27 protein-coding genes are annotated in these 26,563 nt (G+C 46.6%); 20 read left to right on the forward strand and 7 right to left on the reverse strand.

Going from position 1 to position 26,563, the window contains the following annotated elements; all coding sequences use genetic code 11:
• Positions 1-8 precede the first annotated feature (8 nt).
• From glp to NHB35_RS02195, 4 genes are all read right to left on the reverse strand, one after another.
• Entirely contained in the window at positions 9-1,325 is a 1,317-nt protein-coding gene (glp, locus tag NHB35_RS02180; protein ID WP_353432761.1) for a gephyrin-like molybdotransferase Glp, read from the reverse strand.
• Positions 1,322-1,924: a molybdenum cofactor guanylyltransferase MobA gene (mobA, locus tag NHB35_RS02185; RefSeq protein WP_353432762.1), complete on the reverse strand. Its 603-nt coding sequence runs from the start codon at positions 1,922-1,924 to the stop codon at positions 1,322-1,324. Before mobA ends, glp begins: the two co-directional genes overlap by 4 nt.
• Entirely contained in the window at positions 1,924-3,060 is a 1,137-nt protein-coding gene (gene moaA, locus NHB35_RS02190; protein WP_353432763.1) for a GTP 3',8-cyclase MoaA, read from the reverse strand. The genes mobA and moaA overlap by 1 nt, the downstream gene beginning before the upstream one ends.
• A gap of 119 nt (positions 3,061-3,179) precedes the next feature.
• A complete protein-coding gene (locus NHB35_RS02195; protein WP_353432765.1) occupies positions 3,180-5,831 on the reverse strand; it encodes an Rne/Rng family ribonuclease in 2,652 nt (883 codons plus the stop codon).
• 459 nt (positions 5,832-6,290) lie between these two features.
• Between NHB35_RS02195 and NHB35_RS02200 the strand changes: the two genes are divergently transcribed.
• Genes NHB35_RS02200 through sppA form a run of 3 tightly spaced genes read left to right on the forward strand, consistent with a single transcriptional unit; the run spans position 6,291 to position 9,002 of the window.
• Positions 6,291-7,316 carry an RluA family pseudouridine synthase gene (locus NHB35_RS02200; RefSeq protein WP_353432767.1) on the forward strand — a complete coding sequence of 342 codons (1,026 nt, stop codon included), beginning with the start codon at positions 6,291-6,293 and terminating at the stop codon, positions 7,314-7,316.
• Positions 7,313-7,996, forward strand: a complete 684-nt coding sequence (locus tag NHB35_RS02205; RefSeq protein WP_353432768.1) for an HAD-IA family hydrolase — start codon at positions 7,313-7,315, stop codon at positions 7,994-7,996. Before NHB35_RS02200 ends, NHB35_RS02205 begins: the two co-directional genes overlap by 4 nt.
• Positions 7,997-8,054: 58 nt before the next feature.
• A complete protein-coding gene (gene sppA / locus NHB35_RS02210; RefSeq protein ID WP_353432769.1) occupies positions 8,055-9,002 on the forward strand; it encodes a signal peptide peptidase SppA in 948 nt (315 codons plus the stop codon).
• 44 nt (positions 9,003-9,046) lie between these two features.
• On the opposite strand, the gene NHB35_RS02215 is transcribed toward sppA, so the two are convergent.
• A complete protein-coding gene (locus NHB35_RS02215; protein WP_353432771.1) occupies positions 9,047-9,817 on the reverse strand; it encodes an SAM-dependent methyltransferase in 771 nt (256 codons plus the stop codon).
• Between the two features lie 30 nt (positions 9,818-9,847).
• Entirely contained in the window at positions 9,848-10,456 is a 609-nt protein-coding gene (locus NHB35_RS02220; RefSeq protein WP_353432772.1) for a Maf family nucleotide pyrophosphatase, read from the reverse strand.
• A 120-nt stretch (positions 10,457-10,576) separates the two neighbouring features.
• Between NHB35_RS02220 and NHB35_RS02225 the strand changes: the two genes are divergently transcribed.
• From NHB35_RS02225 to nagZ, 17 genes are all read left to right on the forward strand, one after another.
• On the forward strand, positions 10,577-11,152 hold the full coding sequence (locus tag NHB35_RS02225) for a DUF177 domain-containing protein (RefSeq protein ID WP_353432774.1): 576 nt from the start codon (positions 10,577-10,579) through the stop codon (positions 11,150-11,152).
• Positions 11,153-11,257: 105 nt separating this feature from the next.
• Positions 11,258-11,437: a 50S ribosomal protein L32 gene (rpmF, locus tag NHB35_RS02230; RefSeq protein WP_011902241.1), complete on the forward strand. Its 180-nt coding sequence runs from the start codon at positions 11,258-11,260 to the stop codon at positions 11,435-11,437.
• Positions 11,438-11,519: 82 nt separating this feature from the next.
• A complete protein-coding gene (gene plsX, locus NHB35_RS02235) occupies positions 11,520-12,533 on the forward strand; it encodes a phosphate acyltransferase PlsX (RefSeq protein WP_353432776.1) in 1,014 nt (337 codons plus the stop codon).
• Positions 12,530-13,516: a beta-ketoacyl-ACP synthase III gene (locus tag NHB35_RS02240; RefSeq protein WP_353432777.1), complete on the forward strand. Its 987-nt coding sequence runs from the start codon at positions 12,530-12,532 to the stop codon at positions 13,514-13,516. Before plsX ends, NHB35_RS02240 begins: the two co-directional genes overlap by 4 nt.
• A 64-nt stretch (positions 13,517-13,580) precedes the next feature.
• A complete protein-coding gene (fabD, locus tag NHB35_RS02245) occupies positions 13,581-14,516 on the forward strand; it encodes an ACP S-malonyltransferase (protein ID WP_353432778.1) in 936 nt (311 codons plus the stop codon).
• 27 nt (positions 14,517-14,543) lie between these two features.
• A complete protein-coding gene (gene fabG / locus NHB35_RS02250) occupies positions 14,544-15,287 on the forward strand; it encodes a 3-oxoacyl-ACP reductase FabG (protein WP_353432779.1) in 744 nt (247 codons plus the stop codon).
• A gap of 103 nt (positions 15,288-15,390) precedes the next feature.
• The gene (gene acpP, locus NHB35_RS02255) at positions 15,391-15,630 is read left to right on the forward strand and encodes an acyl carrier protein (RefSeq protein WP_028819177.1); all 240 of its coding nucleotides are present in this window, start codon (positions 15,391-15,393) and stop codon (positions 15,628-15,630) included.
• Between the two features lie 31 nt (positions 15,631-15,661).
• Positions 15,662-16,909, forward strand: coding sequence for a beta-ketoacyl-ACP synthase II (gene fabF, locus NHB35_RS02260; protein ID WP_353432780.1), 1,248 nt, complete (start codon positions 15,662-15,664; stop codon positions 16,907-16,909).
• 51 nt (positions 16,910-16,960) lie between these two features.
• A complete protein-coding gene (locus NHB35_RS02265; RefSeq protein ID WP_353432781.1) occupies positions 16,961-18,403 on the forward strand; it encodes a DegQ family serine endoprotease in 1,443 nt (480 codons plus the stop codon).
• A 135-nt stretch (positions 18,404-18,538) separates the two neighbouring features.
• Entirely contained in the window at positions 18,539-20,344 is a 1,806-nt protein-coding gene (lepA, locus tag NHB35_RS02270) for a translation elongation factor 4 (protein ID WP_353432782.1), read from the forward strand.
• Positions 20,344-21,150, forward strand: a complete 807-nt coding sequence (gene lepB, locus NHB35_RS02275; RefSeq protein WP_353432783.1) for a signal peptidase I — start codon at positions 20,344-20,346, stop codon at positions 21,148-21,150. The genes lepA and lepB overlap by 1 nt, the downstream gene beginning before the upstream one ends.
• Positions 21,151-21,156: 6 nt before the next feature.
• On the forward strand, positions 21,157-21,948 hold the full coding sequence (gene rnc, locus NHB35_RS02280; protein ID WP_353432784.1) for a ribonuclease III: 792 nt from the start codon (positions 21,157-21,159) through the stop codon (positions 21,946-21,948).
• A gap of 2 nt (positions 21,949-21,950) precedes the next feature.
• Positions 21,951-22,886, forward strand: a complete 936-nt coding sequence (gene era / locus NHB35_RS02285; protein WP_353432786.1) for a GTPase Era — start codon at positions 21,951-21,953, stop codon at positions 22,884-22,886.
• Between the two features lie 6 nt (positions 22,887-22,892).
• On the forward strand, positions 22,893-23,624 hold the full coding sequence (recO, locus tag NHB35_RS02290) for a DNA repair protein RecO (protein ID WP_353432787.1): 732 nt from the start codon (positions 22,893-22,895) through the stop codon (positions 23,622-23,624).
• A gap of 12 nt (positions 23,625-23,636) precedes the next feature.
• Positions 23,637-24,383 carry a pyridoxine 5'-phosphate synthase gene (gene pdxJ, locus NHB35_RS02295; protein WP_353432788.1) on the forward strand — a complete coding sequence of 249 codons (747 nt, stop codon included), beginning with the start codon at positions 23,637-23,639 and terminating at the stop codon, positions 24,381-24,383.
• Entirely contained in the window at positions 24,380-24,772 is a 393-nt protein-coding gene (acpS, locus tag NHB35_RS02300) for a holo-ACP synthase (RefSeq protein ID WP_353432789.1), read from the forward strand. The genes pdxJ and acpS overlap by 4 nt, the downstream gene beginning before the upstream one ends.
• A 24-nt stretch (positions 24,773-24,796) precedes the next feature.
• A complete protein-coding gene (gene nagZ, locus NHB35_RS02305) occupies positions 24,797-25,873 on the forward strand; it encodes a beta-N-acetylhexosaminidase (RefSeq protein WP_353432790.1) in 1,077 nt (358 codons plus the stop codon).
• Between the two features lie 78 nt (positions 25,874-25,951).
• Here nagZ and efp read toward each other — a convergent pair whose 3' ends face one another.
• Positions 25,952-26,512 carry an elongation factor P gene (efp, locus tag NHB35_RS02310; protein WP_173955176.1) on the reverse strand — a complete coding sequence of 187 codons (561 nt, stop codon included), beginning with the start codon at positions 26,510-26,512 and terminating at the stop codon, positions 25,952-25,954.
• Positions 26,513-26,563: the final 51 nt, after the last annotated feature.

Consider the following 26,563-nt stretch of genomic DNA (forward strand, 5'->3'; position numbering starts at 1 on the left):
GTGCAATCTTAAAGCAGTCCATCAAAAAGCGCTATATCTACCCACTCGCCAGCAGCAACATTTCCTTGATCATGACCCAAAATGACGAAGCAGTTTGCCTCGCTCATAGATCGCAAAATACCTGCGCCCTGGCTGCCTGTGAGTTTCACGCTAGGCTTGCCTTCGGTATTGCGTCCGAGGATTGCGCGCTGGAACTCGGTGCGACCAGGCTTTTTCCGTATCGTTGTTTCAGAGATGGCTTGTACCAATGGAACCTCTGTTTGGCTGGCGCCATTGAGTTGCAGTAAAGCACTGCGTACAAATTGATAGAAGGTCACCATGACGGCAACAGGGTTGCCAGGCAGACCAAAGAATAGGGTTTTGCTCGCTGATGTCTTTCCAGGAACTGGCCTAAGCGTTCCAAATGCCATTGGGCGCCCTGGCCGCATAGCGATTTTCCAGAAGCCGACATCACCTAACTCTTGCATGATTTGTTTTGTGAAATCCGCCTCACCGACTGATACTCCGCCCGAGGAGATAAGCACATCTGCTTTTGAGGCTGCATCAATAAATGCATTTTTGAGTGAGGTCGGATCGTCCCGCACAATGCCACAATCAATAATGTCTAGATTGAGGCGATTGAGTAGACCAGTCAAGCTGTAACGATTACTATCATAAATACTTCCAGCATCCAAAGCCTGATCTAAGGAACGAAGTTCGTTACCTGAAGACAGAATCGCAACCTTCAATTTGGGTTTTACTTTGAGAGTGCGAACACCAAGTGAAGCGGCTAAACCTAAATCTGATGGACGCAGCAATCTTCCTGCAGAAATAGCCGCTTTTCCTTTTTGCAGATCTTCACCGCGTAAGCGTCTATTTTCACCGGCCTTCAGTTGACTGGCATGAAAGCAGATGTGCTCAGAATCAGGGCTAGTTGTAAATTCTTGCGGAATGACGGTATCGCAATCGCTTGGCATTACTGCGCCAGTCATGATTTTGAGACATTCACCCTTAGCAATTTTTCCAGTGTAGGGTTTGCCAGCCAAAGCAGTCCCTACAATGCGTAGTTTGATTTCTGCTTGACTGCCTTCTAAGCATTTGCCATCAAATGCAAAACCATCCATAGCAGAGTTATCTGCAGCAGGTACATCGATAGGTGAAAGCAGGTCTTGCGCAAGAATTCGGTTAATGGATTGATCAAGGGTGACCGTTTCAATGGCATCGGGGCTATTAATTGACGGCGCTTCCTGTAAAAGCTGATTCACTAGATTGGCAATTGCCTTACGCGCTTCATCTACATGCAGTGATGAGGTGAGCAGTATTGGATCATTAGGCGATTGACTCATGATGCCGCCTCTAGAGATTGCAATTCTTCTGGTGTGTTGGCATTAGCAAAGGCGTGAGCATCATCAAAAACAATTGTGCCGCTTTTAAGTTCTTTAAACCAGCGATCAATTTTGAGATCACCTTTGCTTAAAAAAGAACTTAAAGAATCTTGCAAACTAGCACGCATTAAACAAAAGACAGGTTGTGCCCATACCTTACCATCAGCCTCTTTGCTAGATGCGTAGACTAAATCCAAGTCATTACGCTCTAGCTCACTAGCAAGCTTAGCGCCTAGATCCTTTGGAAATAAGGGTGAATCGCAAGGGGTTGTCAGTAAATAAGGCGTCTTACAGTTTTTAAGACCCATCAGGAATCCTGCAAGAGGCCCTGAAAAGTCAGGGGTCTCATCCATGATGACGGGATAACCATAGGCGGCGTACTTGGTAATGTTGCGATTGGCATTAATCAGAATAGATCCAACTTGCGTTTTGAGTCGTTGGATGGTCGCTTCAATTAAAGGTTTTTGATGAAAAGGAATAAGACCTTTATCAATACCGCCCATACGCTGTGCACGACCACCGGCCAATATCAAACCCGTAATTTGTTCACTGCTAATCATTAACCACCTATGTAAGACATTTCAACCTTGCGACCACCAGTTGATTGATCGGCTGTATGTGAGCCCCGAATTTCTGAATAGTGATCTTCGCGAGTAGACCAGGTATTCATAATGGCATTAGCAATTTCTAAATCAGACTTACCTGAACGAAGCAGAGTTTTGAAATCAAAGCCTGAATTAGCAAACAGGCATAAATACATTTGGCCATCAGTAGAGATTCTGGCGCGGGTGCATTCATGGCAAAAAGTTTGGGTAACGCTCGAAATAACGCCAATTTCACCTGAACCATCTTGATAGCGCCAGCGTTGCGCTACTTCGCCCGAGTAGTTTGGTTCTGCTGATACCAGTGGGAATACTGCATTGATGCGGGCAATTACCTCTTTAGAAGGGAGTACCTCTGTCATATTCCAGCCATTGGAGCTGCCAACATCCATAAACTCAATAAAGCGCAGAATGATGCCGCTGCCTTTGAAGTGCTTGGCCATCGCAACGATCTCATGATCGTTTGTACCTTTCTTTACCACCATGTTGACTTTGGTGTTCTCAAAGCCTGCTTCTTGTGCGGCAGAAATTCCATCTAAAACATCAGCAACAGGAAAATCCACATCATTCATTTTCCGAAAGACTGCATCATCCAAGCCATCAAGACTCACCGTGAGTCTATGTAAACCAGCTGCTTTCAGGCTAGCTGCCTTCTTGCGCAAAATACTGCCATTAGTAGTTAGCGTTAAATCTAATGGTTTGCCTGCTGGAGTGCGAATGGCTGCCAGCATTTCAATGAGTAATTCTAAATTTTTGCGAAGTAGAGGCTCGCCACCAGTTAAACGAATTTTTTCAACACCTAAGCTGGAGAAGATGGTTGTCAGACGAGTAATTTCTTCAAAGCTCAGCAATTCTTTGTGAGCAAGGTAAGGATAGTTTTGGTCAAAGACTTCCTTGGGCATGCAGTAAGTGCAGCGAAAGTTACAGCGATCCGTTACTGAAATGCGTAGATCGCGTAAGGGGCGACCACGAGTATCTTTAGTCTGATTGTGGGGTGCGCGCAACTCTGTGCCAATGCTTGGCGCAAGGCCTCTGCCTTCATCAATGCGAATCGGGATAACTTTAGATGGGTTGGGAATTGCTTTTTCGACCATATCCCCAATTATGGCTTTGAAATCAGCTTTCTGCCAAACCGCCCAAAATCCTTTTGGGATATCGGGCGGCTTAGAGAAAAGAGGTTTGGGCGCTAACCGTCTTTAACGTTTTAAACGTACTAAACGGTTTTTTCTTGACCGCCGGTTTCCACAAGGACCATTGGGCCTTCAGGGAGAGTCGCGGCGGGTTTTGGTGTGCGGCCTAAGTTATGAACTACTGTCTCAGCTTTAATTTGTGTTTGCACTTCAGCGTGCTTGGACGCATCAGTTGCAACCCAAATCATACCTGCGGATTGCACAACGCTATGCAGCGGAGTTTCTTCGAGTGCTTGGAAAGCCACCTTGGGAAGCTCTGGCATAGGTTTGGCAATCACTTCAATTGCAGTAACAGCAACAGCTGCTACGGGTGCTGGTGATGTTGGAGTGGTCGCTACTACAGATGTAATTTGCTCAGAGCGAGATTCACGTGGTGGACGTGATGAACGCTCAGATCGTCCTTGACGCTGACTTGCAGGCTTTGCATTACTAAAGCTACTCACAATATTTTGAATAGGCATGCTTGCGGATGCGCCAGCCATTCCTGCGGGAGGCCCACTAAAGGGGCTGGCTGAAGCAGTCGCTCCTTCTGGTGAAGTGCTGCCATTTTCTGCGCGCTCGCTACGGTCACCACGCTCATTGCGATTACGTCCGCGACCACGGCGATTACGTCCGCGACCACGGCGCTCTTCACCATCCGCGCCAGTAGCAACTTCATTACCTGGTACAGCCTCTGTTGCAGGTGTTAGTGCCGCAACGTTAGCTTGATTGTTATTGCGGTTTGCGTTTTGCTCAGTCTTCGGACCGTTTTGATTACCTTGATTGCCTTGGTTACGATTATTGTTACGGTTATTGCCATTGCGATTATTCGCGCCTTCAGTATTTCCGCTTTCTGCAGCATTCGCAGCAGGACGCTCGCCACGACGGTTGCGGCCGCGATTACGGTCGCGGTTATTGCCGTTGCGACCTTGGTTGCGGCCACGGTTACCACTTTGTGCTGGCTTCTCTTCTACCGCTGGTGAAGAGGAAAAGAGCTTTTTAATAAAGCTAAAGAAGCCGCCAGAACTTTCAGAGCTGGCTTTCTCCGCACGTGCAGGACGTGGCTGAGCAATTGGTGCTGGCTGTGTTGGAGTAATACCCTTAACAGCTGCCTCTGGGCGCGCTTTTACATCCGCATCTTTTTTACTTACGGTTGTATCAGTCTCTAATTCACGCGCAGCTTCTTCAGCCATTACGTAGCTAGCCTTCTGATCATCTAAACGGGGATCATCATGGCGTAAGCGCTCAAGCTTGTAATGCGGAGTTTCTAAGTGCTTGTTTGGAACCAAGAGTACGTTGACCTTGAAGCGTGTTTCGATCTTGATCACTTCAGCACGTTTCTCATTTAACAAGAATGCGGCTACCTCAACTGGAACCTGCGTATGAATCGCCGCAGTATTCTCTTTCATAGCCTCTTCTTGAATGATCCGTAGCACTTGCAATGCAGATGATTCAGCATCACGAATATGACCAGTGCCATTACAGCGTGGACAGGTTACGTGGCTACCTTCGGAAAGTGCAGGACGCAAACGTTGGCGTGACATTTCCATCAAGCCAAATTTGGAGATCTTGCCCATCTGTACACGGGCACGATCATGGCGCAGGGCATCACGTAAGCGATTCTCAACGTCTTTTTGTGCTTTGCTTGATTCCATGTCGATGAAGTCAATCACGATCAAGCCACCCAAGTCACGTAGACGTGCTTGACGTGCGATTTCATCGGCAGCTTCTAAGTTCGTGCGAGTCGCAGTTTCTTCAATATCAGAACCACGAGTTGCGCGAGCGGAGTTAACGTCGACAGAAACAAGCGCTTCTGTGTGGTCGATCACGATTGCGCCGCCAGATGGCAATGGCACAGTACGTGAGTATGCGGTCTCGATTTGATGTTCGATTTGGAAACGAGAGAAAAGCGGCACATCATCTTGATAGCGCTTTACTCGTGGCAAGTTATCCGGCATCACCACTGACATAAAGGCAGCGGCTTGCTCATAGATATCGTCGGTATCAATGAGGATCTCACCAATATCTGGCTGGAAGTAATCGCGGATCGCACGAATCACCAAGCTAGATTCAAGGTAAATGAGTAATGGTGCAGAGTTGCCTTTGGCAGCCTCATCAATCGCTTTCCACAATTGCAAGAGATAGCTTAAGTCCCACTGCAGTTCAGTAGCGTCACGCCCAATACCTGCTGTTCGAGCAATAATGCTCATGCCATCAGGCACTTCTAATTGAGCCATCGCTTCACGGAGTTCTTGACGGTCTTCGCCTTCAATGCGACGAGAAACGCCGCCTCCACGTGGATTGTTTGGCATTAATACCAAGTAACGTCCAGCCAGGGAGATAAAGGAGGTAAGTGCAGCGCCTTTTTGGCCGCGCTCTTCTTTTTCTACCTGAACAATGATTTCTTGACCTTCGCGTAGGGCATCCTTAATGGATGCGTTGCGAACATCAATACCTTCCTTGAAATAGGCTCTAGCAACCTCCTTAAATGGCAGGAAGCCATGACGCTCTTCACCATAGTTAACAAAGCAGGCCTCAAGCGAAGGCTCAATACGGGTAATAACACCTTTGTAAATATTGCCTTTGCGCTGTTCGCGACCGGCAGCTTCGATATCAATATCGATAAGTTTTTGGCCATCGACGATGGCAACACGCAACTCTTCTTGTTGAGTTGCATTAAACAACATGCGTTTCATAACACTCTCCTGTTGGGGGGTGGAAGTAAGCCGGTGCGTTAGGGGACAGATTGAATACCGCCTTGGGCTAAACCATAGCGGTGTGAAAGTGTGGAGCATGCAAATCTAGGCACTTTTTGCCTAGTTCACCCAGTTAACGTTTGGTTAAATCGGTGCCACACTTGACGATCGCCGCAGAGACCTCCTTTAGGTCATCGATGCAGGCGCGCGCCTGAAAACTGTCATCTAATCGCGGGTCGCGGCATACGGCACACCAACCCTGCGCCTCATTCAACAGGGGAGGGGCAACCCCGGGAGTCTATTTAAGGGCGACTCCAAGCTCCAATATTCATACCGAACTTCGGTAGGGATCTAGTCAAAAATCGGCTAGAGCGTTGATTATACGGCACAAGTTGAATGGGAATGGGGTATTGTTGAGTCCCTTGACACCTTTTTTCGGGGTGGCAAGAGAAATAAATCATGAAATCCAACCCAGTTTCTAAGTCTAAAGTAGCCCAAGCGCGAGCACCAGCGGCAGTTCATTTGCAGACTATTGGCCCGGAAGAGGCCGGCCAACGCCTGGACAACTATTTGCTGCGTTGGGCAAAAGGGGTTCCTAAAAGCCATGTTTATCGAATTATTCGCTCAGGTGAGGTCCGGGTAAATAAGAAGCGAGCAGAGCCAACCACTCGCTTAGTTGAGGGTGATGTGGTCCGAGTTCCCCCCGTCAGAATTGCTGAGCCAGCCCAAATGGCTAGTGTTAATGCTGCGCAAACCAAGTCACGAGCCCATGCTTATCTAGACAAAATGCCAGTCTTGTTTGAGGATGAGGCGCTCTTAATTGTGGATAAGCCATCCGGACTTGCGGTTCATGGCGGCTCTGGAATTACTCTGGGAGTCATTGAGACCTTGCGTATTGCTCGTCCAGAACTAAAGTTTTTGGAGTTGGTCCATCGCTTGGATAGGGACACCTCTGGGGTTTTGTTGCTTGCTAAAAAACGCAGCGCCTTAGTAGAGCTGCATCGTCAGATACGTGAGAATCAAACAGACAAGCGCTATTACTTACTTGCCCATGGTGAAATTAAACAGGGCGCGCAGGTCATGCAACTCAAATACCCATTGCATAAATACTTGTTAGCCAACGGTGAGCGTCGTGTGCGCGTTGACCCAGAGGGCTTACCAAGCCATACCGCATTGCGAGTGAGTAAAGTGATGAAGCGAGATGACGCTGCTATTACCTTGGCAGAGGCCCAATTAAAAACAGGACGCACGCATCAAATACGTGTGCATCTTCAAAAATTAGGCCATGCTATTTTGGGTGACGATAAATACGGTTTTGAAGATCAAGATAAGCAAATCAAGTCGAAACGCTTGTATTTACATGCCCATCTTGCCGGATTCACTCATCCACGTTCTGGTGAGAAGATGCGGATTGAATCGCCTATTCCAGCAGAATTTATCGCCATGATGAAAACCTTTGAGCAAGCAAATAACACCCAAGAATGACTCCAGTAGAGAAATCTGAAAAAGCCGATCGACGCTACGACCTGATTGTTTGGGATTGGGATGGAACCATCATGGACTCCACGCCAACAATCGTGCATTGCATTCAGCAAGCATGTCGCGACCTGGGATTTAAAGAGCCGGACGATACCTTGGCAAGTTCTGTCATTGGTTTAGGAATACAAGACTCCTTGCGTAGAGCTGTGCCCTGGATTGAGCCAAAGCATTTTCAGCAATTGACGGATCGTTTTCGTTATCACTATTTAGCAAAAGATCATGAGTTGGATTTATTTGTAGGCATTCGTGAGTTGTTGGAGGAGTTAAGGGCGAATCAGTTTTTATTGGGCGTTGCCACAGGCAAGTCCAGAGTGGGATTGAATCGTTCTTTGAATCATCATCAGATCGGACATCTCTTTCATGAGACTAGGACCGCTGATGAATCTTTTTCTAAACCCCATCCAGCAATGTTGCTCGAGTTATCTGATATAACTCAAGTGCCAACACGCCGCATGCTCATGATTGGCGATACCACTCATGATTTGGATATGGCTGCAAATGCTGGGGTAGATGCGGTTGCAGTGACTTATGGCGCTCATCCCCCAGACACCTTAAGGGCATCGCCATCATTGGCGCATGTTGATGATGTCGCTCAACTCTCCCAGTGGCTCAAAGCCAATGTTTAGTTGAATATATTGAAAATAGCAAAATACAATTCAGAAGCAGAAAAATTGAGGATGCAAGATGGAAAATAATTCAAATTCAAACTGGGAACGTCAAGCGCTTGAGCACCTGCTCTTGGAAAATCTAAAAGAGACCCGTAAGGCGCGCCGCTGGAAGGCAGTTTTGCGAGTGCTAACACTCTTAGTCATCGTAGCCGTGCTCTTTGCGGTATTTGATTTTCATTTACCTGGTCGCGGCATGAGTGTTGAAAGACATACTGCGATGGTTACTTTGGAGGGAGAAATTTCTTCAAGCACTATGGCTAATGCAATGGATATTAATTCTTCACTGCAGTCTGCTTTTGAGAATGAGCATAGTGCTGGCGTGGTTCTACGCATCAATAGCCCAGGCGGTTCTCCAGTGCAAGCAGGAATGATTAACGATGAAATTCATCGTTTACGTAAGCTTTATCCAAACAAGCCGTTTTACGTAGTGGTCGAAGATATTTGCGCCTCAGGTGGCTACTATGTTGCAGTAGCAGCCGATCAAATTTTGGTAGATAAGGCAAGCCTTGTGGGATCAATCGGCGTGATCATGGAGGGCTTTGGTTTCACAGGCCTCATGGATAAGTTAGGCGTAACTCGCCGCATGATTACTGCGGGTTCAAATAAAGGCATGCTTGATCCATTTAGTAAAGAAGAGCCTAAGCAGGTTGAGATGGTTAAGACCATGATTGATGAGATTCACCAGCAATTTATTCAAGTTGTTAAAGAGGGTAGAGGCTCTCGCTTAAAAGATAGCCCTGACCTTTTCTCAGGTCGTATTTGGAATGGTGAGCAAGCAGTCAAATTAGGTTTGGTTGATGGCTACGGCACAGTCGATTCGGTAGCGCGCGATATCCTCAAGGCTCCTGACGTGCTTGACTACACCATGAAAGAAAACTTTGCTGAACGCGTGGCAAAACGTTTTGGCGCTGAAGCAGGTGCCGCTGCCGGTAAGGCTCTGGTAAAGGCGCCTGATCTTAAGTGAACAGTCTTAAGTAAGCAAACTTACTTTCTGCAATTACCTTAAATCTAGGCCAATAGGAGAAATACTGTTGGCCTATTTTGTAATGAGGCGCATGAAGTTTCATTTGGATAACGCTTGCGCCACTCCGCAATTGGCAATGTGACAATCATTTCTGATGGCAGGCTTAAATCTACCCCAAGACAAAGCTGTGTTTGCGGCGCAAGTGAGTTGATGCAAGCCATGAGCATCGCAGTGTTGCGATAAGGCGTCTCAATCCAAATTTGCGTTTGTTGTAATTTGCGGGATTCTGTTTCTAATTGTTTAAGTTTGCTACTGCGTTCATGGGTATCTTGAGGTAGGTATCCCTGGAATGCAAATCGCTGGCCATTCAAGCCACTCGCCATTAAACCCAGCAAGATCGAGCTTGGCCCTACAAGAGGTTTGACTTGGGCGCCAAGTTTATGTGCGGCAAGTACAAGCTCTGCCCCTGGATCAGCTACTCCAGGAACTCCCGCTTCTGACATTAAGCCCATATCGTTGCCAGCTAGCAGTGGTTTTAATAAATCAGCGGGTTTTACTGAGTCGCCATACTTTGCATTGCGCGCGGCACCACGCCATTCACTCATTTGCATTTCTTGTATGGTGCATGCAAGTGGTGAGGTGCTATCAATTGCCTTCAGAAATGCGCGCGCGGTTTTTGCATCCTCAACAATCCAGTGCTTGAGTTTTGCTGTACTTGCAATCGTCTCAGACGGCAAGATCCATGGCAATTGCTCTGCACGATTTTCATTGCCCAAGGTATTGGGAACTAAGAATAGTGTTCCAAGTTTTGCCATGAATAATTTTTTAGTTAGTTGCTGGGGTACTTATTTCTTTGCTGGAATTGCAAAACCAGCATCACGCAATAGTCCAGTCAGAGCAATCAAGGGAAGGCCGATGAGGGCGGTAGGGTCATCGCTTTTGATAGATTCAAGTAAGCTGATTCCTAAACCTTCAGACTTGGCGCTACCTGCGCAGTCATAAGGCTCTTCCGCTAATAGATAGTTTTCTAAAACGGTATCTGGTAGTTTGCGAAAACACACTTCTGTGGGAATGCTAAGCGTAGTTTGTGTATCGCCTTTCATTAGGCATAAAGCGGTGTGAAACGTTACAGTTTGTCCTCGCATTAATTGCAATTGCGCCATGGCTCTTTCAAAGTTACCTGGTTTGCCGATTGCTGCGCCACAAAGATCGGCAACTTGATCAGAGCCGATTACCCAAGCATCTGGATATTGCTTAGCAACAGCTTCCGCTTTTGCGTGCGCAAGACGCCTTGCCAAATCCAGTGTGCTCTCGCCAGTTAATGGGGTTTCATCTACCTTGGGAGAAACAACTTCAAATGGAATGCGCAAACGAGCTAATAGCTCACGTCGATATGCAGACGTGGACGCTAAAATGAGCGATGGATTTTTGGATGTGTTTGCAAAATGACTCATTGCTGCGTATTTTCAACTGACTGAGAAAGAAAGGAAAGTAATTAAGGAAAAGTGATATGGAAAAATGGGAGGCAAGCGACTGAAAAGTCACCATCCTTATTCTTGATTTAGACTGATGTCATGGATCGAAATCATGCTTTACCTCAAGTTCAGTTGCCCGCAGAGCCGAATGCTTTGCGGCGGATTGATTTCTGCGCACCACAGTCCTACAAAGGCTCCGGCTTTTTAAGCATCCCAGACTTGCCAAGGGTAGCGGAGGAGGTAACGGCTGTTCTTCCTGGGGATGGCTTTGATTGGGATATCAAAACTCACTTTGAGTCTTTACCTGGTAGCGAGTCCCATCAAATCATGGAATTGGGCTTGAAAGGCAGACTGCATTTGACTTGCCAGCGCTGCTTGCAGGGTTGCGCAGTCGAATTGGACGAAAAGCGCCAATTTATCTTCTTAGCCACCGAATCTCAGGCGGATGAGTATCCACCGGAGGATGAGGATCGGGAGCCTCTAGTGGCCAGCCAGCAATTTAACCTTTTAGAGACCATCGAGGATGAGATTTTGCTGTCTATCCCCTTGATTCCAAAGCATCCTGAGGGTTTTTGTGAGCCTCATACCCCGGTTTTTGGGGAGGATGATGAGGATGAAGTACCGGCTGAGCGCGAAAATCCCTTTAACATATTGAAAAATATGAAGAAAAACTGAAAAAGCTTGTTAAAAATGGGGTGTTGTTTCAGCCCTTGTTTGCAGATAAATCAAGCATTTAGACGCTTTTCCATGCTAGAATGTCGCCTTGCTTAGGAGTTCATTATGGCCGTTCAACAAAATAAAAAATCACCATCCAAACGTGGCATGCACCGTGCGCACGACTTTTTGACCGCACCTGCTACGGCTGTTGAAGCCACAACTGGTGAGGCACATTTGCGCCACCACATTTCACCTAACGGCTACTATCGTGGTCGTAAAGTAGTTAAAACTAAAAACGACTAATTTTTTAGTCTAAATAGATCGAAGCGGCTCACTTATAGCCGCTTTTTTCTTAGATAAATCACTTGTAGCAATCAATGAGTTTATGAGCGTTACTCTTGCTATTGATGCCATGGGCGGAGATCATGGGGTCGTCGTGACCGTCCCCGCCGCTTGCGACTTTTTAGAAAAACACGCTGACGTCAAGATCGCCCTTGTAGGCGATCCGGATTTAATTAAGCAGGTCTTAAGTAAATCTTCTAACGCTCCCATGGAGCGCATTCAAATTATTCCTGCGAGTGAAGTGGTCTTGATGGATGACCCTATCGAAGTTGCTTTGCGTCGCAAAAAAGATTCTTCCATGCGTGTGGCAATTGAGCAGGTAAAAGAAGGTGCTGCTGATGCAGTGATTTCTTCTGGCAATACCGGCGCACTCATGGCGATTTCTCGCTACATACTCAAAACACTGGAAGGTGTTGATCGCCCTGCGATTGCAACCGCAATTCCAAATGAGCTGGGGCGCGGCACGACCATGCTGGATTTAGGTGCGAACGCGGATTGCGAGCCCATGCATTTACTGCAATTCGCTCAGATGGCTAACGTAATGGTGCAAGTAGTAGATGGCAAACCAAATCCTTCGATTGGTCTTTTGAATATTGGTGAAGAAGTCATTAAAGGCAATGAGGTAGTGAAACAGACAAGTGAACTACTTCGCCAAAGCAATTTGAATTTTTACGGCAACGTTGAAGGCAATGACATTTTTAAAGGCACCACAGATATTGTGGTGTGCGATGGCTTTGTTGGTAATGTAGTACTCAAGGCTAGCGAAGGTTTGGCTAAGATGATGAGCGGCATGATTCGCGAAGAATTTAACCGCTCTCTACTTACCAAATTGATGGCGATTTGTGCAATGGTTCCCCTGTTACGTGTTCGCAAACGTGTTGATCATCGTCGCTATAACGGCGCGGTATTGTTAGGTTTGCGTGGTTGTGTGATTAAGAGCCATGGATCTGCCGATCGATTTGCATTTGGATTTGCATTGGATCGTGCATATGAAGCGGCTAAAAATCGCATGGTTGAACGTATTGCCGCAGCCTTTGTGGCGGAGACAACGGTATGAGTAGTTATGCAAGAGTAGCTGGCACAGGAAGCTATCTTCCAGCGCAGCGTTTAACAAACCAAGATCTAGTTGAGCGTCTTGCCAAGTCAGGCTTAGAGACAAGTGATGAGTGGATTACGACTCGCAGTGGAATTTCTGCGCGCCACTTTGCTGCTGAAAATGAATTGACTAGCGATTTAGCAGTAAAGGCTGCACAGGCTGCTTTGACCAGCGCTGGCATCACCTCAGCCGACTTAGACCTCATCATCCTCGCCACTTCCACCCCTGATCACTTGGGTGGTTTTCCGAGTACGGCTTGTGTGGTGCAAGATAAGTTAGGCGCTCATACTGCATGCGCGGCTTTTGATGTGCAGGCTGTATGTGCAGGTTTCACTTATGCACTTGCTACAGCGGATGCCTTCATTCGTGCAGGTTCTTATAAAAAAGTATTGGTGATTGGCGCTGAAACCTTCTCACGGATTTTGGATTTCCAGGATCGCGGAACTTGTGTGCTATTCGGTGATGGTGCTGGTGCAGTAGTGCTTGAGGCTTCAAATGAAGCTGGCATTCTGTCAACCGCATTGCATGCGGATGGTAGTCAGCGTGACATTTTATGTGTGCCAGGACGCTCTGGTAATGGAACAGTTCATGGCTCCCCATTTATGACCATGGATGGGCAAGCAGTTTTCAAGCTGGCTGTAAAAGTATTGGAGCAAGTCGCTCATGAAGTTTTAGAAAAAGCAAAACTGAGGCCAGAGCAGATTGATTGGTTGGTTCCTCATCAGGCAAACATTCGCATTATGGAAGGTACTGCTAAAAAAATGGGAATGTCCATGGATAAAGTCATCGTGACAGTTCATGAGCACGGTAATACTTCAGCCGCTTCGATTCCATTAGCTTTAGATGCTGGTGTGCGATCTGGTCAAATCAAGCGAGGTCAACATCTTTTATTGGAAGGAGTTGGCGGTGGTTTTGCTTGGGGTGCGGTAGCGCTCAAATACTAAGAACTCAAAAAGCTATTCTGTTTATTTCCTTTATTTCAATTCGTAAATCTCACCTATCTCGACTATGACATTCGCATTCGTATTCCCAGGCCAAGGATCACAATCAGTAGGCATGCTTAATTCGATTTCTGAGCGTCCTGAAGTTCGCGCTACATTGCAAGAGGCTTCTGAAGCTCTAGGTGAAGATGTGGCAAAACTGATTGCCGAAGGCCCTGCCGAAGCGCTTGCTTTAACTACCAACACTCAACCAGTGATGTTGACCGCTGCCGTGGCGTTTTATCGTGCTTGGCTGGCTGCCGGTGGTGCTGCGCCTAAAGTGATGGCGGGCCATAGTTTGGGCGAATACTCTGCATTAGTTGCGTCTGGAGTGATTTCATTTAAGGATGCTGTTCCTTTGGTTCGTTTTCGTGCTGAAGCGATGCAAACTGCAGTGCCAGTTGGTACGGGTGGTATGGCAGCCATCTTGGGTTTGGATGATGCGGTTGTTATTCAGGTTTGTGCTGAAGCTAGCTCCGCTTCAGGCGGTGTGGTTGAGGCGGTGAACTTTAATGCGCCTGGCCAAGTGGTGATTGCCGGAGCAAGTGATGCAGTAGCTAAAGCCTGTGAGTTACTAAAAGCCGCAGGTGCTAAACGTGCGCTACCTTTACCTGTATCGGCACCATTCCACTCTTCCCTACTGCAACCTGCCTCTGAAAAGTTAAAAGGCTATTTGGCGAATATCGAATTCAAGGCACCAACGATTCCGGTGATTAACAACGTGGATGTTGAAATCTTGAATGATCCTACTGCAATTAAAGATGCACTAGTGCGTCAAGCTGCTAAGCCAGTGCGCTGGCAAGAAACCATTCAGGCAATGGCTGCCCAAGGCATCACTCAAGTCGTTGAGTGTGGACCTGGAAAAGTATTGGCTGGTCTTACAAAGCGTATTAATGATCAAGTGACTGGCATTCCAGTCTTTGATGAGGCGAGCTTGAATGAAGCTCTTGCCACCGTAAAATAAATTTAATACAACTTCCGGAATATAAACATGAACCTCGACTTAAGCGGACAAATTGCTCTAGTAACTGGTGCCTCGCGTGGTATTGGCCAGGCGGTAGCAGATGAGTTGGTAAAGTGCGGCGCAAAAGTGATTGGCACAGCTACCACTGCTGATGGCGCTAAAGCAATTGATGCGAGACTGAAGCCCTCTGGTGGCGCTGGTTTAGCTTTGAATGTAACCGCACCAAATGCCTGCGAAGAAATTATTGATCACATCGTGAAAGAGTTCGGTGGTATTCATATTTTGGTGAACAACGCTGGCATTACTCGTGATAACTTAGCTATGCGCATGAAGTCTGAAGAGTGGACTGATGTGATTGATACCAATTTAAGTGCAGTGTTTCGTTTAACTCAAGCAGTATTGCGTCCGATGATGAAGGCACGCACTGGCCGCATTATCAATATCACTTCGATTGTTGGTCATATGGGAAATCCTGGCCAAGCAAATTACGCAGCAGCTAAATCTGGTGTTTCTGGAATGACCCGCGCGTTAGCACGCGAAATTGGTAGCCGTAATATCACTGTGAATTGCGTAGCGCCTGGGTTTATTGATACTGATATGACCCGTGCATTGAGTGAAGAGCAGCAAAATGCACTAAAAGTGAACATTCCTTTGGCTCGTTTAGGAAGTCCAGAAGATGTAGCTCAGGCAGTGGCGTTTTTAGCCTCTCCAGCCGCTGGCTACATTACGGGTAATACCCTACACGTCAATGGCGGTCTCTATTTGGCCTAATGGCAAAACACGGATTTAGTCATTTTTTGGTGGTTTTGCTAATTCAGCCCGCCAAACTGATAAAATCCTTTTCATCGTTTTTTTACAACCCTTGGGGGACTTAATGGACAACATCGAACAACGCGTTAAGAAAATCGTCGCTGAGCAATTGGGCGTCGCTGAAGGAGATATCAAGAATGAATCTTCTTTTGTGAACGACCTAGGCGCTGACTCTCTTGACACTGTTGAGCTGGTAATGGCTTTGGAAGATGAATTCGGTATCGAAATTCCTGATGAGGAAGCCGAAAAGATCACCACAGTTCAGCTCGCGATCGACTTCGCTAAATCAAAAGCTCAGGGTTAATTCCCTAGCTTAAGTATTACTTAGGTTTACTGTGTCAGCATCAAATGGCCGACGCCGGGTTGTAGTCACCGGCCTTGGCCTTATCTCACCTGTTGGTAATTCTGTTGATGTAGCTTGGTCTAATTTGCTCGCGGGCAAATCAGGTATCGCTACCATCACCAAGTTTGACCACGCTCCACTCAGCGTTCATTTCGCTGGAGAGGTGAAAGATTTCAATGTCGAAGAGTATGTTTCTGCCAAAGAGGCGCGTCATATGGATACCTTTATCCATTATGGAATCGCCGCTGGCACACAAGCTATTCGCGATAGCGGTATTGAAGTAAACGAGCAAAACGCTGAGCGTATCGGCGTTATGGTGGGCTCAGGCATTGGCGGCTTGCCAATGATTGAGGAAACAGGAGCTGAGCTTATAGCTCGTGGGCCACGTCGTATCTCACCATTCTTTGTTCCTGGCTCCATTATTAATATGATTTCCGGGCACCTCAGTATTTTGTTTGGTCTCAAAGGTCCAAACGTTGCTGCGGTAACTGCGTGCACGACTGGTTTGCACAGCATTGGTTTAGCTGCGCGTCTCATTCAGTACGGTGATGCTGATGTCATGATTGCTGGTGGTGCAGAGTCAACCATTTCTGCATTAGGCGTGGGCGGTTTTGCTTCTGCTAGAGCGCTCTCAACTCGTAATGATGATCCTGCCACCGCATCTCGTCCTTGGGATAAAGATCGCGATGGTTTTGTGCTTGGCGAGGGTGCTGGTGTTTTAGTGCTTGAAGAGTATGAGCACGCTAAAGCACGTGGTGCAAAAATATACTGCGAGTTACGTGGTTTCGGTATGAGTGGTGATGCGTACCATATGACTGCTCCAAACATGGATGGCCCACGTCGTTGTATGGTCAATGCAATGCGCGATGCTGGCTTGAATCCAGATCAAATTCAGTACGTTAATGCTCACGGTACTTCAACGCCTTTGGGTGATAAGAATGAGACTGAAGCTATTAAGGCTGCATTGGGTGACCATGCTAAGAAGGCCCTAATTAACTCAACCAAGTCGATGACGGGTCACCTCCTGGGCGGCGCTGGGGGTTTGGAGTCTGTATTTACAATTCTGGCGCTCCATCACCAAAAATCGCCCCCTACGATCAATATCTTCAATCAAGACCCTGAGTGCGACTTGGACTACTGCGCCAATACTGCTAGGGATGTGAAGATTGACCATGCAGTCAAAAACAATTTTGGCTTTGGTGGTACTAACGGCACCTTGATTTTTGGTAAGCTGACCTAATATTCCCTTTATCTCCATTTTTTTGGTTTTTACCAAGTAGGTCTTGGCATTATGAAAAAGCACTTTATTGCGCTCTTGGCTATTTTGAGTCTGGGGCAAATGTCGTTTGTTCCTTCCGCTATCGCGCAAAATCCTCGTGTCACGATTCCTGATTTCGCGGATTTAGTAGAGCGTGCTAGTCCAGCTGTAGTCAACATCCGAACCACCGAAAAGGTGATGGTTCAGCAACAGGGCGGCATTCCTGGAATGCCTGAAGACCAAGCGGAGTTCTTTCGCCGTTTCTTTGGCGTGCCTATTCCCGGAATTCCAAATGGCCCGAAGCAATCGCAACCTAACCCTGGAAAACCGCAAGAAGCTGATCGTGGTGTTGGATCTGGTTTCATTATTGAATCGAATGGTTTGATTCTGACGAATGCGCACGTAGTTGAAGGTGCTACAACGATTTATGTCACCTTAACTGATAAACGTGAATTCAAAGCCAAGCTATTGGGTATGGATAAACGTACCGATGTGGCCGTTGTCAAAATTGAAGCGCGTGACTTGCCAAAATTACCTTTAGGTGATTCATCTAGAGTGCGTGTTGGTGAGTGGGTATTAGCAATTGGCTCCCCATTTGGCCTGGAGAATACTGTCACCGCAGGTATTGTCTCGGCCAAGAGCCGTGATACAGGTGATTACTTGCCATTTATACAGACGGACGTTGCAGTTAATCCGGGCAACTCTGGAGGACCCTTATTGAATACTGCTGGCCAAGTGATTGGCATTAACTCTCAAATTTTTAGCCGCTCCGGTGGTTACATGGGAATCTCTTTCGCCATTCCAATTGATGAAGCAATGCGGGTGGCTGATCAATTGCGTACCAATGGAAAAATGACGCGTGGTCGTATTGGTGTTGCACTTGGTGAGATGACTAAAGAAGTTGCCGAGAGCTTGGGTTTAGGTAAACCACGTGGTGCATATGTGCGTAATGTTGAGCCAAATGGTCCGGCTGCAAATGGCGGCATTGAATCTGGCGATGTGATCTTGAGTTTTAATGGCCGAGAAATCGCTAAGTCAACAGACTTACCAAGAATTGTTGGCGACACTAAACCAGGTACTGCTGTTGCAGTTCAAGTTTGGCGTAAAGGTGCTACTCGCGACTTAACGGTTACGGTTTCTGATGGCGAGGCTTCTCAGGTCGCAAGCAAGAAATCTGAAGCACCCTCGGGTAGCGGAAGTGCGACCACCCTAGGTGTAGCAGTCAGCGATGTATCAGACGCTAAAAAGAAGGATCTCAATATTAAAGGTGGCGTTGAGGTCACTGGCTTGGGAGACGGTCCTTTGGCTAGAGCGGGTGTGCGACCTGGGGATGTCATTATTCGGATTGCTGATACTGATATCTCGGGTGCAAAGCAGTTTGAGGCTCTTGTGAAAGGCCTAGACGCCAATAAGGCTGTTCCAGTCTTTATTCGCAGAGCTGACAGCACTTTGGTGATACCTGTAAGGCCAAAATAAGGCATTTTTGCCTAAAAAATGGGCACAGGCGCCATTTGGGCGCCACCCATTACAATCCTTTTAAGACGACTTTTTGCAGCGCATCATCCTGGTGCGTTCTGACAAGGCGTTTTTGGAATTACTAAATAAGACGCTATGGATTTAATCCGCAATTTTTCTATCATCGCCCATATTGATCACGGCAAATCTACGCTTGCGGATCGCATTATTCAACTCTGTGGCGGTCTCTCTGATCGCGAAATGGAAACCCAGGTACTCGATTCGATGGATATCGAACGTGAGCGGGGTATCACGATTAAGGCTCAAACCGCGGCACTGAATTACAAAGCCAAAGACGGCAAAACCTACAACATCAATTTGATTGATACCCCAGGACACGTCGACTTCTCATATGAAGTCAGTCGATCTTTGTCTGCCTGTGAGGGCGCCTTATTGGTGGTCGACGCCAGTCAAGGTGTTGAAGCGCAAACAGTTGCGAACTGCTATATGGCGCTCGAGTTGGGAGTTGAGGTTGTTCCAGTTCTCAATAAGATTGATTTGCCACAGGCTGATCCTGATCGCGCTAAAAAAGAAATCGAAGATGTGATTGGTATTGACGCATCTGAAGCAGTAACCTGCTCAGCTAAGACTGGTATGGGTGTTGCGGATGTGATCGAGGAGATGATCGCTAAAGTGCCACCTCCAAAAGGTGATGCATCGGCACCATTACAAGCATTAATTATTGATTCTTGGTTTGATAACTATGTTGGTGTTGTCATGTTGATACGTGTTGTCAACGGCACCTTAAAGCCAAAAGAAAAGATTACCTTGATGGCCAATGGCTCAACTCATTTGGTAGAGCATGTCGGTGTGTTTAGTCCGAAGTCAGTGGATCGTACAGAGTTATCTGCGGGTCAAGTAGGCTTTGTAATTGCGGGCATTAAAGAACTAAAGGCCGCGAAGGTCGGCGATACCGTGACTCATGCTCCAGGACAGCAAGGTCGAGTTCCCGCTGCGCAGCCTTTGCCTGGTTTTAAAGAGGTCAAACCACAAGTGTTCGCTGGTTTATATCCAGTGGAAGCGAGTGAATATGATCAGTTGCGCGAGTCACTTGAAAAACTCAAGCTCAATGACGCATCGCTCTTATATGAGCCTGAGGTATCTCAAGCTTTGGGTTTTGGTTTCCGCTGCGGTTTCTTGGGCTTGCTCCATATGGAGATTGTTCAAGAGCGTTTAGAGCGACAGTACGGAATGAACTTGATTACAACAGCACCAACAGTGGTGTATCAAGTTCAGCAATCTGATGGCACCACCATCATGGTGGATAACCCTTCAAAGATGCCTGAGGTGAGCAAGATCGATACGATTCTTGAGCCGATTGTGACAGTGAATTTATACATGCCGCAAGAGTATGTAGGCTCTGTCATTACTTTATGCGTTGGTAAGCGTGGCATTCAGACGGGCATGAATTATCTTGGGCGCCAAGTGCAGCTCACTTATGAATTGCCGATGGCTGAGATTGTGTTGGATTTCTTTGACCGCTTGAAGTCAATTTCTCGTGGCTATGCTTCGATGGATTACGAGTTCAAGGAATATCGTCCTGCAGATGTGGTCAAAGTAGATATTTTGATTAACGGTGATCGTGTAGATGCGCTCTCCGTGATCGTTCACCGCAGCAATAGCCAGTCTCGCGGCAGAGAAGTGGTCTCTAAAATGCGCGGCATCATTCCGCGCCAGATGTTTGATGTCGCTATTCAGGCCGCTATTGGCAGCAATATCGTTGCTCGTGAAAACGTCAAAGCATTGCGTAAGAACGTTTTAGCAAAGTGCTACGGTGGTGACATTTCCCGTAAGCGCAAGCTCCTAGAGAAGCAAAAAGAAGGTAAGAAGCGCATGAAGCAAGTAGGTAATGTGGAGATTCCGCAAGAAGCATTCTTGGCAATTTTGCAGGTAGAAGATTAATGAACTTTGCCCTCATCCTCTTCATTTTGGTGGTTGTTTCAGGCCTTGCTTGGGTTGCTGACCGAATGTATTTTGCACCCCAAAGAAAAATGGCTGGTATTGATCGCATGCCGCTGTGGTTGGAGTACACGGCTGGATTTTTCCCAGTTATTTGCGCTGTATTTGTATTACGTTCATTCATAGTTGAACCTTTTAAGATTCCATCAGGCTCTATGATCCCAACGCTACAAATTGGCGACTTTATTTTAGTAAATAAATTTACCTACGGTATTCGTTTGCCGGTGATCAATCAAAAAGTAATTGATTTAGGTTCACCTAAGCGCGGGGACGTCATTGTGTTTCGCTATCCGCGCGATGAATCAGTGGATTACATCAAGCGGGTAGTAGGTATACCTGGTGATGTGATTGCATATGAAGATAAGCGTTTAACAGTTAATGGTCAGCCATTGCAATACAGCGGCGGCGAGTCTTATTTAGATCCTGAAAATATGCGCTATGCGAAGCGCTTTACAGAAAGTTTCCCTGCCGATTTAGGCGGCAATCGTCATGAGATTCTCAATGACCCAGACCGTCCTGCTGCGGTATTTCCAGTAGAGCGTTTCCCTGGAGCTGAGTTTTGTCAATATCAGCCATCGGGCTTAACCTGTAAAGTTCCCGCAGGTCATTACTTTGCTATGGGGGATAACCGCGATAACAGCGCAGACTCTCGCTACTGGGGATTTGTTCCGGACAAGAACTTAGTAGGTAAAGCATTCTTTGTATGGCTTAATTTGGGCAACCTTGGTCGTATTGGTGGATTCCAATAAAACATCATGAACGCACGCGCTGTCATTGAAACCGCACCGCTTCAAGAGCGCCTAGGTTACATCTTTAAGAAACCAGAGCTGCTTCATCAAGCGCTGACTCATCGTAGTCATAGCAAAAAAAATAACGAACGCTTAGAGTTTTTGGGCGATTCTGTCTTAAATTGCGTAGTCGCCGAAATGCTGTATGAGCGCTACTCCGATTTGGATGAAGGTGATTTGTCTCGTGTGCGCGCCAATTTAGTAAAGCAGCAAGCCTTATATGAGATTGCACAAACTTTATCTCTGTCAGACTATTTGCGTTTAGGTGAGGGTGAGTTGAAGAGTGGCGGCTTTCGTAGACCATCCATTTTGGCTGATACCTTAGAGGCGGTAACAGGCGCTATCTTTTTGGATGGCGGCTTTGATGCTGCTAAAACTTGCTTGCGAAAACTTTATTCCGTCATTCTGTCGCAAGTGGATCCAAAAACCTTGGGCAAAGATGACAAAACGCTTTTGCAAGAGTGCTTACAAAGCTATCAATTGCCATTGCCTACCTATAACGTGATCGGTACCAGTGGCGCTGCTCACAATCAGCAATTTGAAGTTGAGTGTTTGATTCCAAGTCTAAAAGTTTCTGTGAAAGGCGAGGGTGCCTCGCGTCGTGCTGCCGAGCAGTCTGCCGCAAAAAGTGCTTTGCTCGCGGTTTTGAAGGCTTTGCCACAAGATTCTCGCAAGCCGAAGAAAACACGCTCTGCTAAGAAAAAAGCCGCCAAGAAAGAGGCGACCGAAGAGCAACTGAATTTGAAGTTAAAGGGCTAATTGTGTTTAGATGCGGCACCATTGCGATTGTCGGACGTCCTAATATGGGCAAATCTACTTTGCTTAATGCATTGGTAGGTCAGAAGATCAGCATTACTTCACGTAAAGCGCAAACCACACGTCATCGTATTTTGGGTGTTCAGAATCGCGAAGAAGCGCAGTTTATTTTCATTGATACGCCAGGATTTCAGACGCGTTTAATGAATACCTTGAACAAGGCGCTAAATCGTACCGTTACCACTGCCTTGCAAGATGTCAACGTAGTTTGTTTTGTTGTCGAAACTGGTTATTTTGGTGAGGACGACAAGAAGGTTCTTAAGCTTCTGCCAAGTGGTATTCCAGTGGTGTTGGTATTAAATAAGTTGGATCTATTTAATAGTCGTTTTCAGGCGCCATCAGAGCGCGATCAAGCTTTGCTCAATTTCATTAAGGAAATGGCTAAGCCTTGGTCTGAATTGGGTGGTCACGAAGATCAGAAGTCTGAGTTCGCCGAAATTGTCCCAATGAGCGCAAAGAGCCCTGGCGATATTCAGAGGCTATTGGATGTTCTTGAGGGTTATTTGCCTGAAGGAGATCCAATATACGATGGCGATACGGTCACCGATCGTAGCGAGCGCTTCCTTGCCGCTGAAATTTTGCGTGAAAAGGTATTTCGCTTCACAGGCGAAGAATTGCCATATACCTCTACCGTGGTCATTGACCAATTTAAGATGGATGGCAAGATGCGCAGAATTTCTGCGACCATTTTGGTCGATCGGGATAGTCATAAGGCGATGATCATTGGTCAAAAGGGTGAGCGCCTAAAGAAAATTTCTACCGATGCCCGTATTGATATGGAAAAACTGTTTGATGGAAAAGTTTTTCTAGAGACATGGGTAAAGGTTAAGCGTGGTTGGGCGGATGATCGCGCTGAGTTACGGGCACAAGGACTGGAATAATTTCCTATGGCTTCGATACGTGTTACTGACGAGCCCGCTTTTGTATTACACAGCATTCCCTATAAAGAAACTAGCCTTATTTTAGATGTCTTTACGCGACAGCACGGTCGCATGGCGCTCATTGCCAAAGGGGCAAAGCGTCCTCATTCCACATTAAGGCCGGTATTGCAGCGTTTTCAACCGCTTCTGGTTTCATGGAGTGGAAAGTCGGAGTTACGTACCTTAACCAAATCTGAATGGGTGGGCGGCATGCCCTCATTAGTAGGCGATGCGCTTCTGTGTGGTTTCTACCTAAATGAATTGCTAGTGAAATTCTTGGCACGTGAAGACGAATATGAAAAGCTCTACGATCGCTATGCTGAGGCTATTAACGCCTTATCGGCTCTAGAAGAGTCAAAAGGTTTAGAAGAAATTCTGCGTCCATTTGAACTGTCATTACTGCAAGAGACGGGTTATGCAGCGGCACTTGATCGCTGTGTTGAAACTAATGAAGCTCCCGTTCATGATGGTCAATACGTGTATCAACCTGAAAAAGGTGTGAGACCCGTTCAAGTGGATGATCCTGGTCATTGGCCTGTGCTGACTGGCAAGTCTTTATTGGCTATCGCGGTTGGTGACTTTTCTGATCCAGTAACGCTTGCCGAAAGTAAGCAATTGATGCGTTTTCTACTTGGCTTGCATTTGCAAGATCAAGTGCTGACTACGCGTCAAATTCTGATTGATCTCAAGAAAATCTAGTAATCTACCGATATGACTGCAGCGCGTCCTTTGGAACTGGGAATCAATATCGATCACGTGGCAACCTTGCGCAATGCGCGGGGCACCATTTACCCGGACCCCATTAAAGCGGCGCAATTGGCAGAAGAGGCGGGCGCTGATTTAATTACATTGCACCTTCGCGAGGATCGCCGTCACATTAAGGATGCTGATTTAATCGCTTTGCGACCTTTGATCAAAACACGCATGAATCTCGAGTGTGCAATTACTCCAGAGATGCTCAATATCGCTTGCAAGGTTAAGCCGCAAGATATTTGCTTGGTCCCTGAAAAGCGCGAAGAAGTCACTACCGAAGGCGGTCTTGATGTTTTGGGGAAATTTGAGCTCGTCAAGGCGGCTACCAAACAATTACAAGAAGCTGGCATTCGGGTATCACTTTTTATTGATCCAGAAGAAAGGCAAATTCAGGCTGCTAAAGATGTAGGTGCCACCGTAGTGGAGCTACATACTGGTCGCTATGCTGATTTATCTGGCGCTCAACAAGAGGCTGAGTTGTTGCGTATAAGGAAGGCGTCACAGTTTGGGAAAAGTATTGGTTTGAGAGTCAACGCGGGCCATGGCTTGCATGAAGGTAATGTGATGCCCATTGCAGCCATTGCAGAGTTATCAGAATTAAACATCGGACATGCCATCGTTGCGGAAGCCTTATTCAAGGGCTGGCAACAAGCAATTAAAGATATGAAGGCCTTGATGATTCAAGGCAGGAAAGCAAACCCATGATCATCGGTATTGGCACCGATATTTTGCAGATTGAGCGCTTACAGGCTGCATATGATCGTACTAATGGTCGCCTGGCTGAAAAGATTCTCGGTCCCGATGAGATGTTAGTCTTCAAGCAGCGCCTTGCCAGAAATCACAAGCGGGGCATCGCCTTTTTGGCAACTCGTTTTGCCGCTAAAGAAGCTTTCTCAAAAGCGACTGGTTTGGGAATGAGAATGCCTATGACCTGGCGCTCTTTACAAACCTTAAACGAGCCCAGCGGTAAGCCTGTTACCAGCTATTTAGGCGCTTTAGCCCAATTTATGAATGATAAAAACTGGGAAGCTCACGTTACGGTGAGCGATGAGCAAGATATGGCAATTGCGCATGTTATCGTGACTCAAAAATAAAAAGATCAATCACAAGAGGAATCAATGAGCAAATCGATCATGAAGCCAGGACCCATTACTTTGGATGTTGTGGGACAGGAATTAAATGCTGAAGATCGCCGTCGGATTTTGCATCCACTAACAGGTGGTGTGATTTTATTTGGTAGAAACTTTAAGGATCGCAAACAACTTACCAAGTTAACTGCGGATATTAAAAAGCTTCGTCCTGATGTATTAATTTCAATTGATCATGAAGGTGGTCGAGTTCAGCGTTGCAGAACAGATGGTTTCACGCACTTGCCAGCGATGCGAAAATTTGGCGAACTTTGGCTTGCTAAAAATAAATCTAGCCATGCAGCAGAATCCGCTGCGCTGGCGATGGCAGCAGCTACCGCTTGTGGTTATGTGCTTGCTGCTGAGCTTCGTGCATGTGGCGTAGATTTCAGCTTTACACCAGTGTTAGATCTCGATTTCGGTCGTAGCGGTGTGATTGGAGACCGTTCCTTTAGTCGTGACCCTCAAATTGTGTTTGCTTTAGCAAAGAGTTTGAATGAAGGTCTGCGTTTGGCTGGTATGGCTAACTGCGGCAAACACTTTCCTGGCCATGGTTGGGCAGAGGCGGATTCTCACGTGGCTATTCCGGTGGATGAGCGTTCGCTTCAGGAAATTTTGAATGACGATGCCAAGCCTTATGAGTGGCTTGACTTGAGTTTGACCGCAGTCATGCCGGCACATGTGATTTATCCAAAAGTTGATCAAAATCCAGCGGGCTTTTCTGAGGTCTGGCTGCACTCTGTGTTACGTCAAGAGCTTGGCTTTGAAGGCGTGATCTTCAGTGATGATCTATCAATGGAAGGCGCAAGCGTTGCAGGATCGGTAGTGAAGGGCGCGGAGATGGCCTTAGATGCTGGATGTGATGCCGTTCTCATCTGTAATCAACCTGATCTAGCGGATCAGTTGCTAAGTAATCTCAAAGTATCTAAAACAAAACAAACTGAATCGGCAGTGCGTTTAAATAGGCTTATGCCTAGCAATCCCGCACTTTCATGGACAGAGTTGCAAAATGAAGCTCAATATCAGCATGCCAAGGGCTTGCTGCAGCAATTGAAGTTAATTGGTTAATTGAGTTAACCGTTAGAAAGAAAAAGCCCGGCATGCCGGGCTTTTTATCTTTTGCAGCTAACTAAATCAAACTAGGCATCAATTAGCACGACTGCGGTATTCACCGGTACGTGTATCGATTTCGATCTTGTCGCCTGTATTGCAGAACAAAGGCACTTGCAATTCATATCCAGTAGCCAGTTTTGCTGTTTTCAACACTTTACCGGAGCTGGTATCACCTTTTACTGCAGGTTCTGTGTAGGTGATTTCACGAACGAGTGAATTTGGCATCGCTACAGAGAGGGCTTTACCTTCGTAGAACACTACTTCACAAGGCATACCTTCTTCGAGGTAGTTCAATGCATCACCCATGAATTCAGATTCAACTTCATATTGGTTGTAGTCGCCATCCATAAATACGTACATTGGATCTGCGAAATAAGAGTAGGTGCACTCTTTCTTATCTAAAATCACCACATCAAACTTGTCATCGGCTTTGTAAACACCTTCGTTTGGTGCACCAGTTAACAAGTTCTTGAATTTCATTTTGACAACAGAAGAGTTGCGGCCAGAGCGGCTGTATTCTGCTTTTAAAACGACCATGGCATCAGTGCCGATCATTACTACGTTACCAACGCGGAGTTCTTGTGCTGTTTTCATCTTGCTATTCCTGGGTGCAGATTGCTTTCTGCGGTTTTTATCAAAAACAAG

The sequence above is a fragment of the Polynucleobacter sp. MWH-UH23A genome, from assembly GCF_040409805.1.
Classification (GTDB): domain Bacteria; phylum Pseudomonadota; class Gammaproteobacteria; order Burkholderiales; family Burkholderiaceae; genus Polynucleobacter.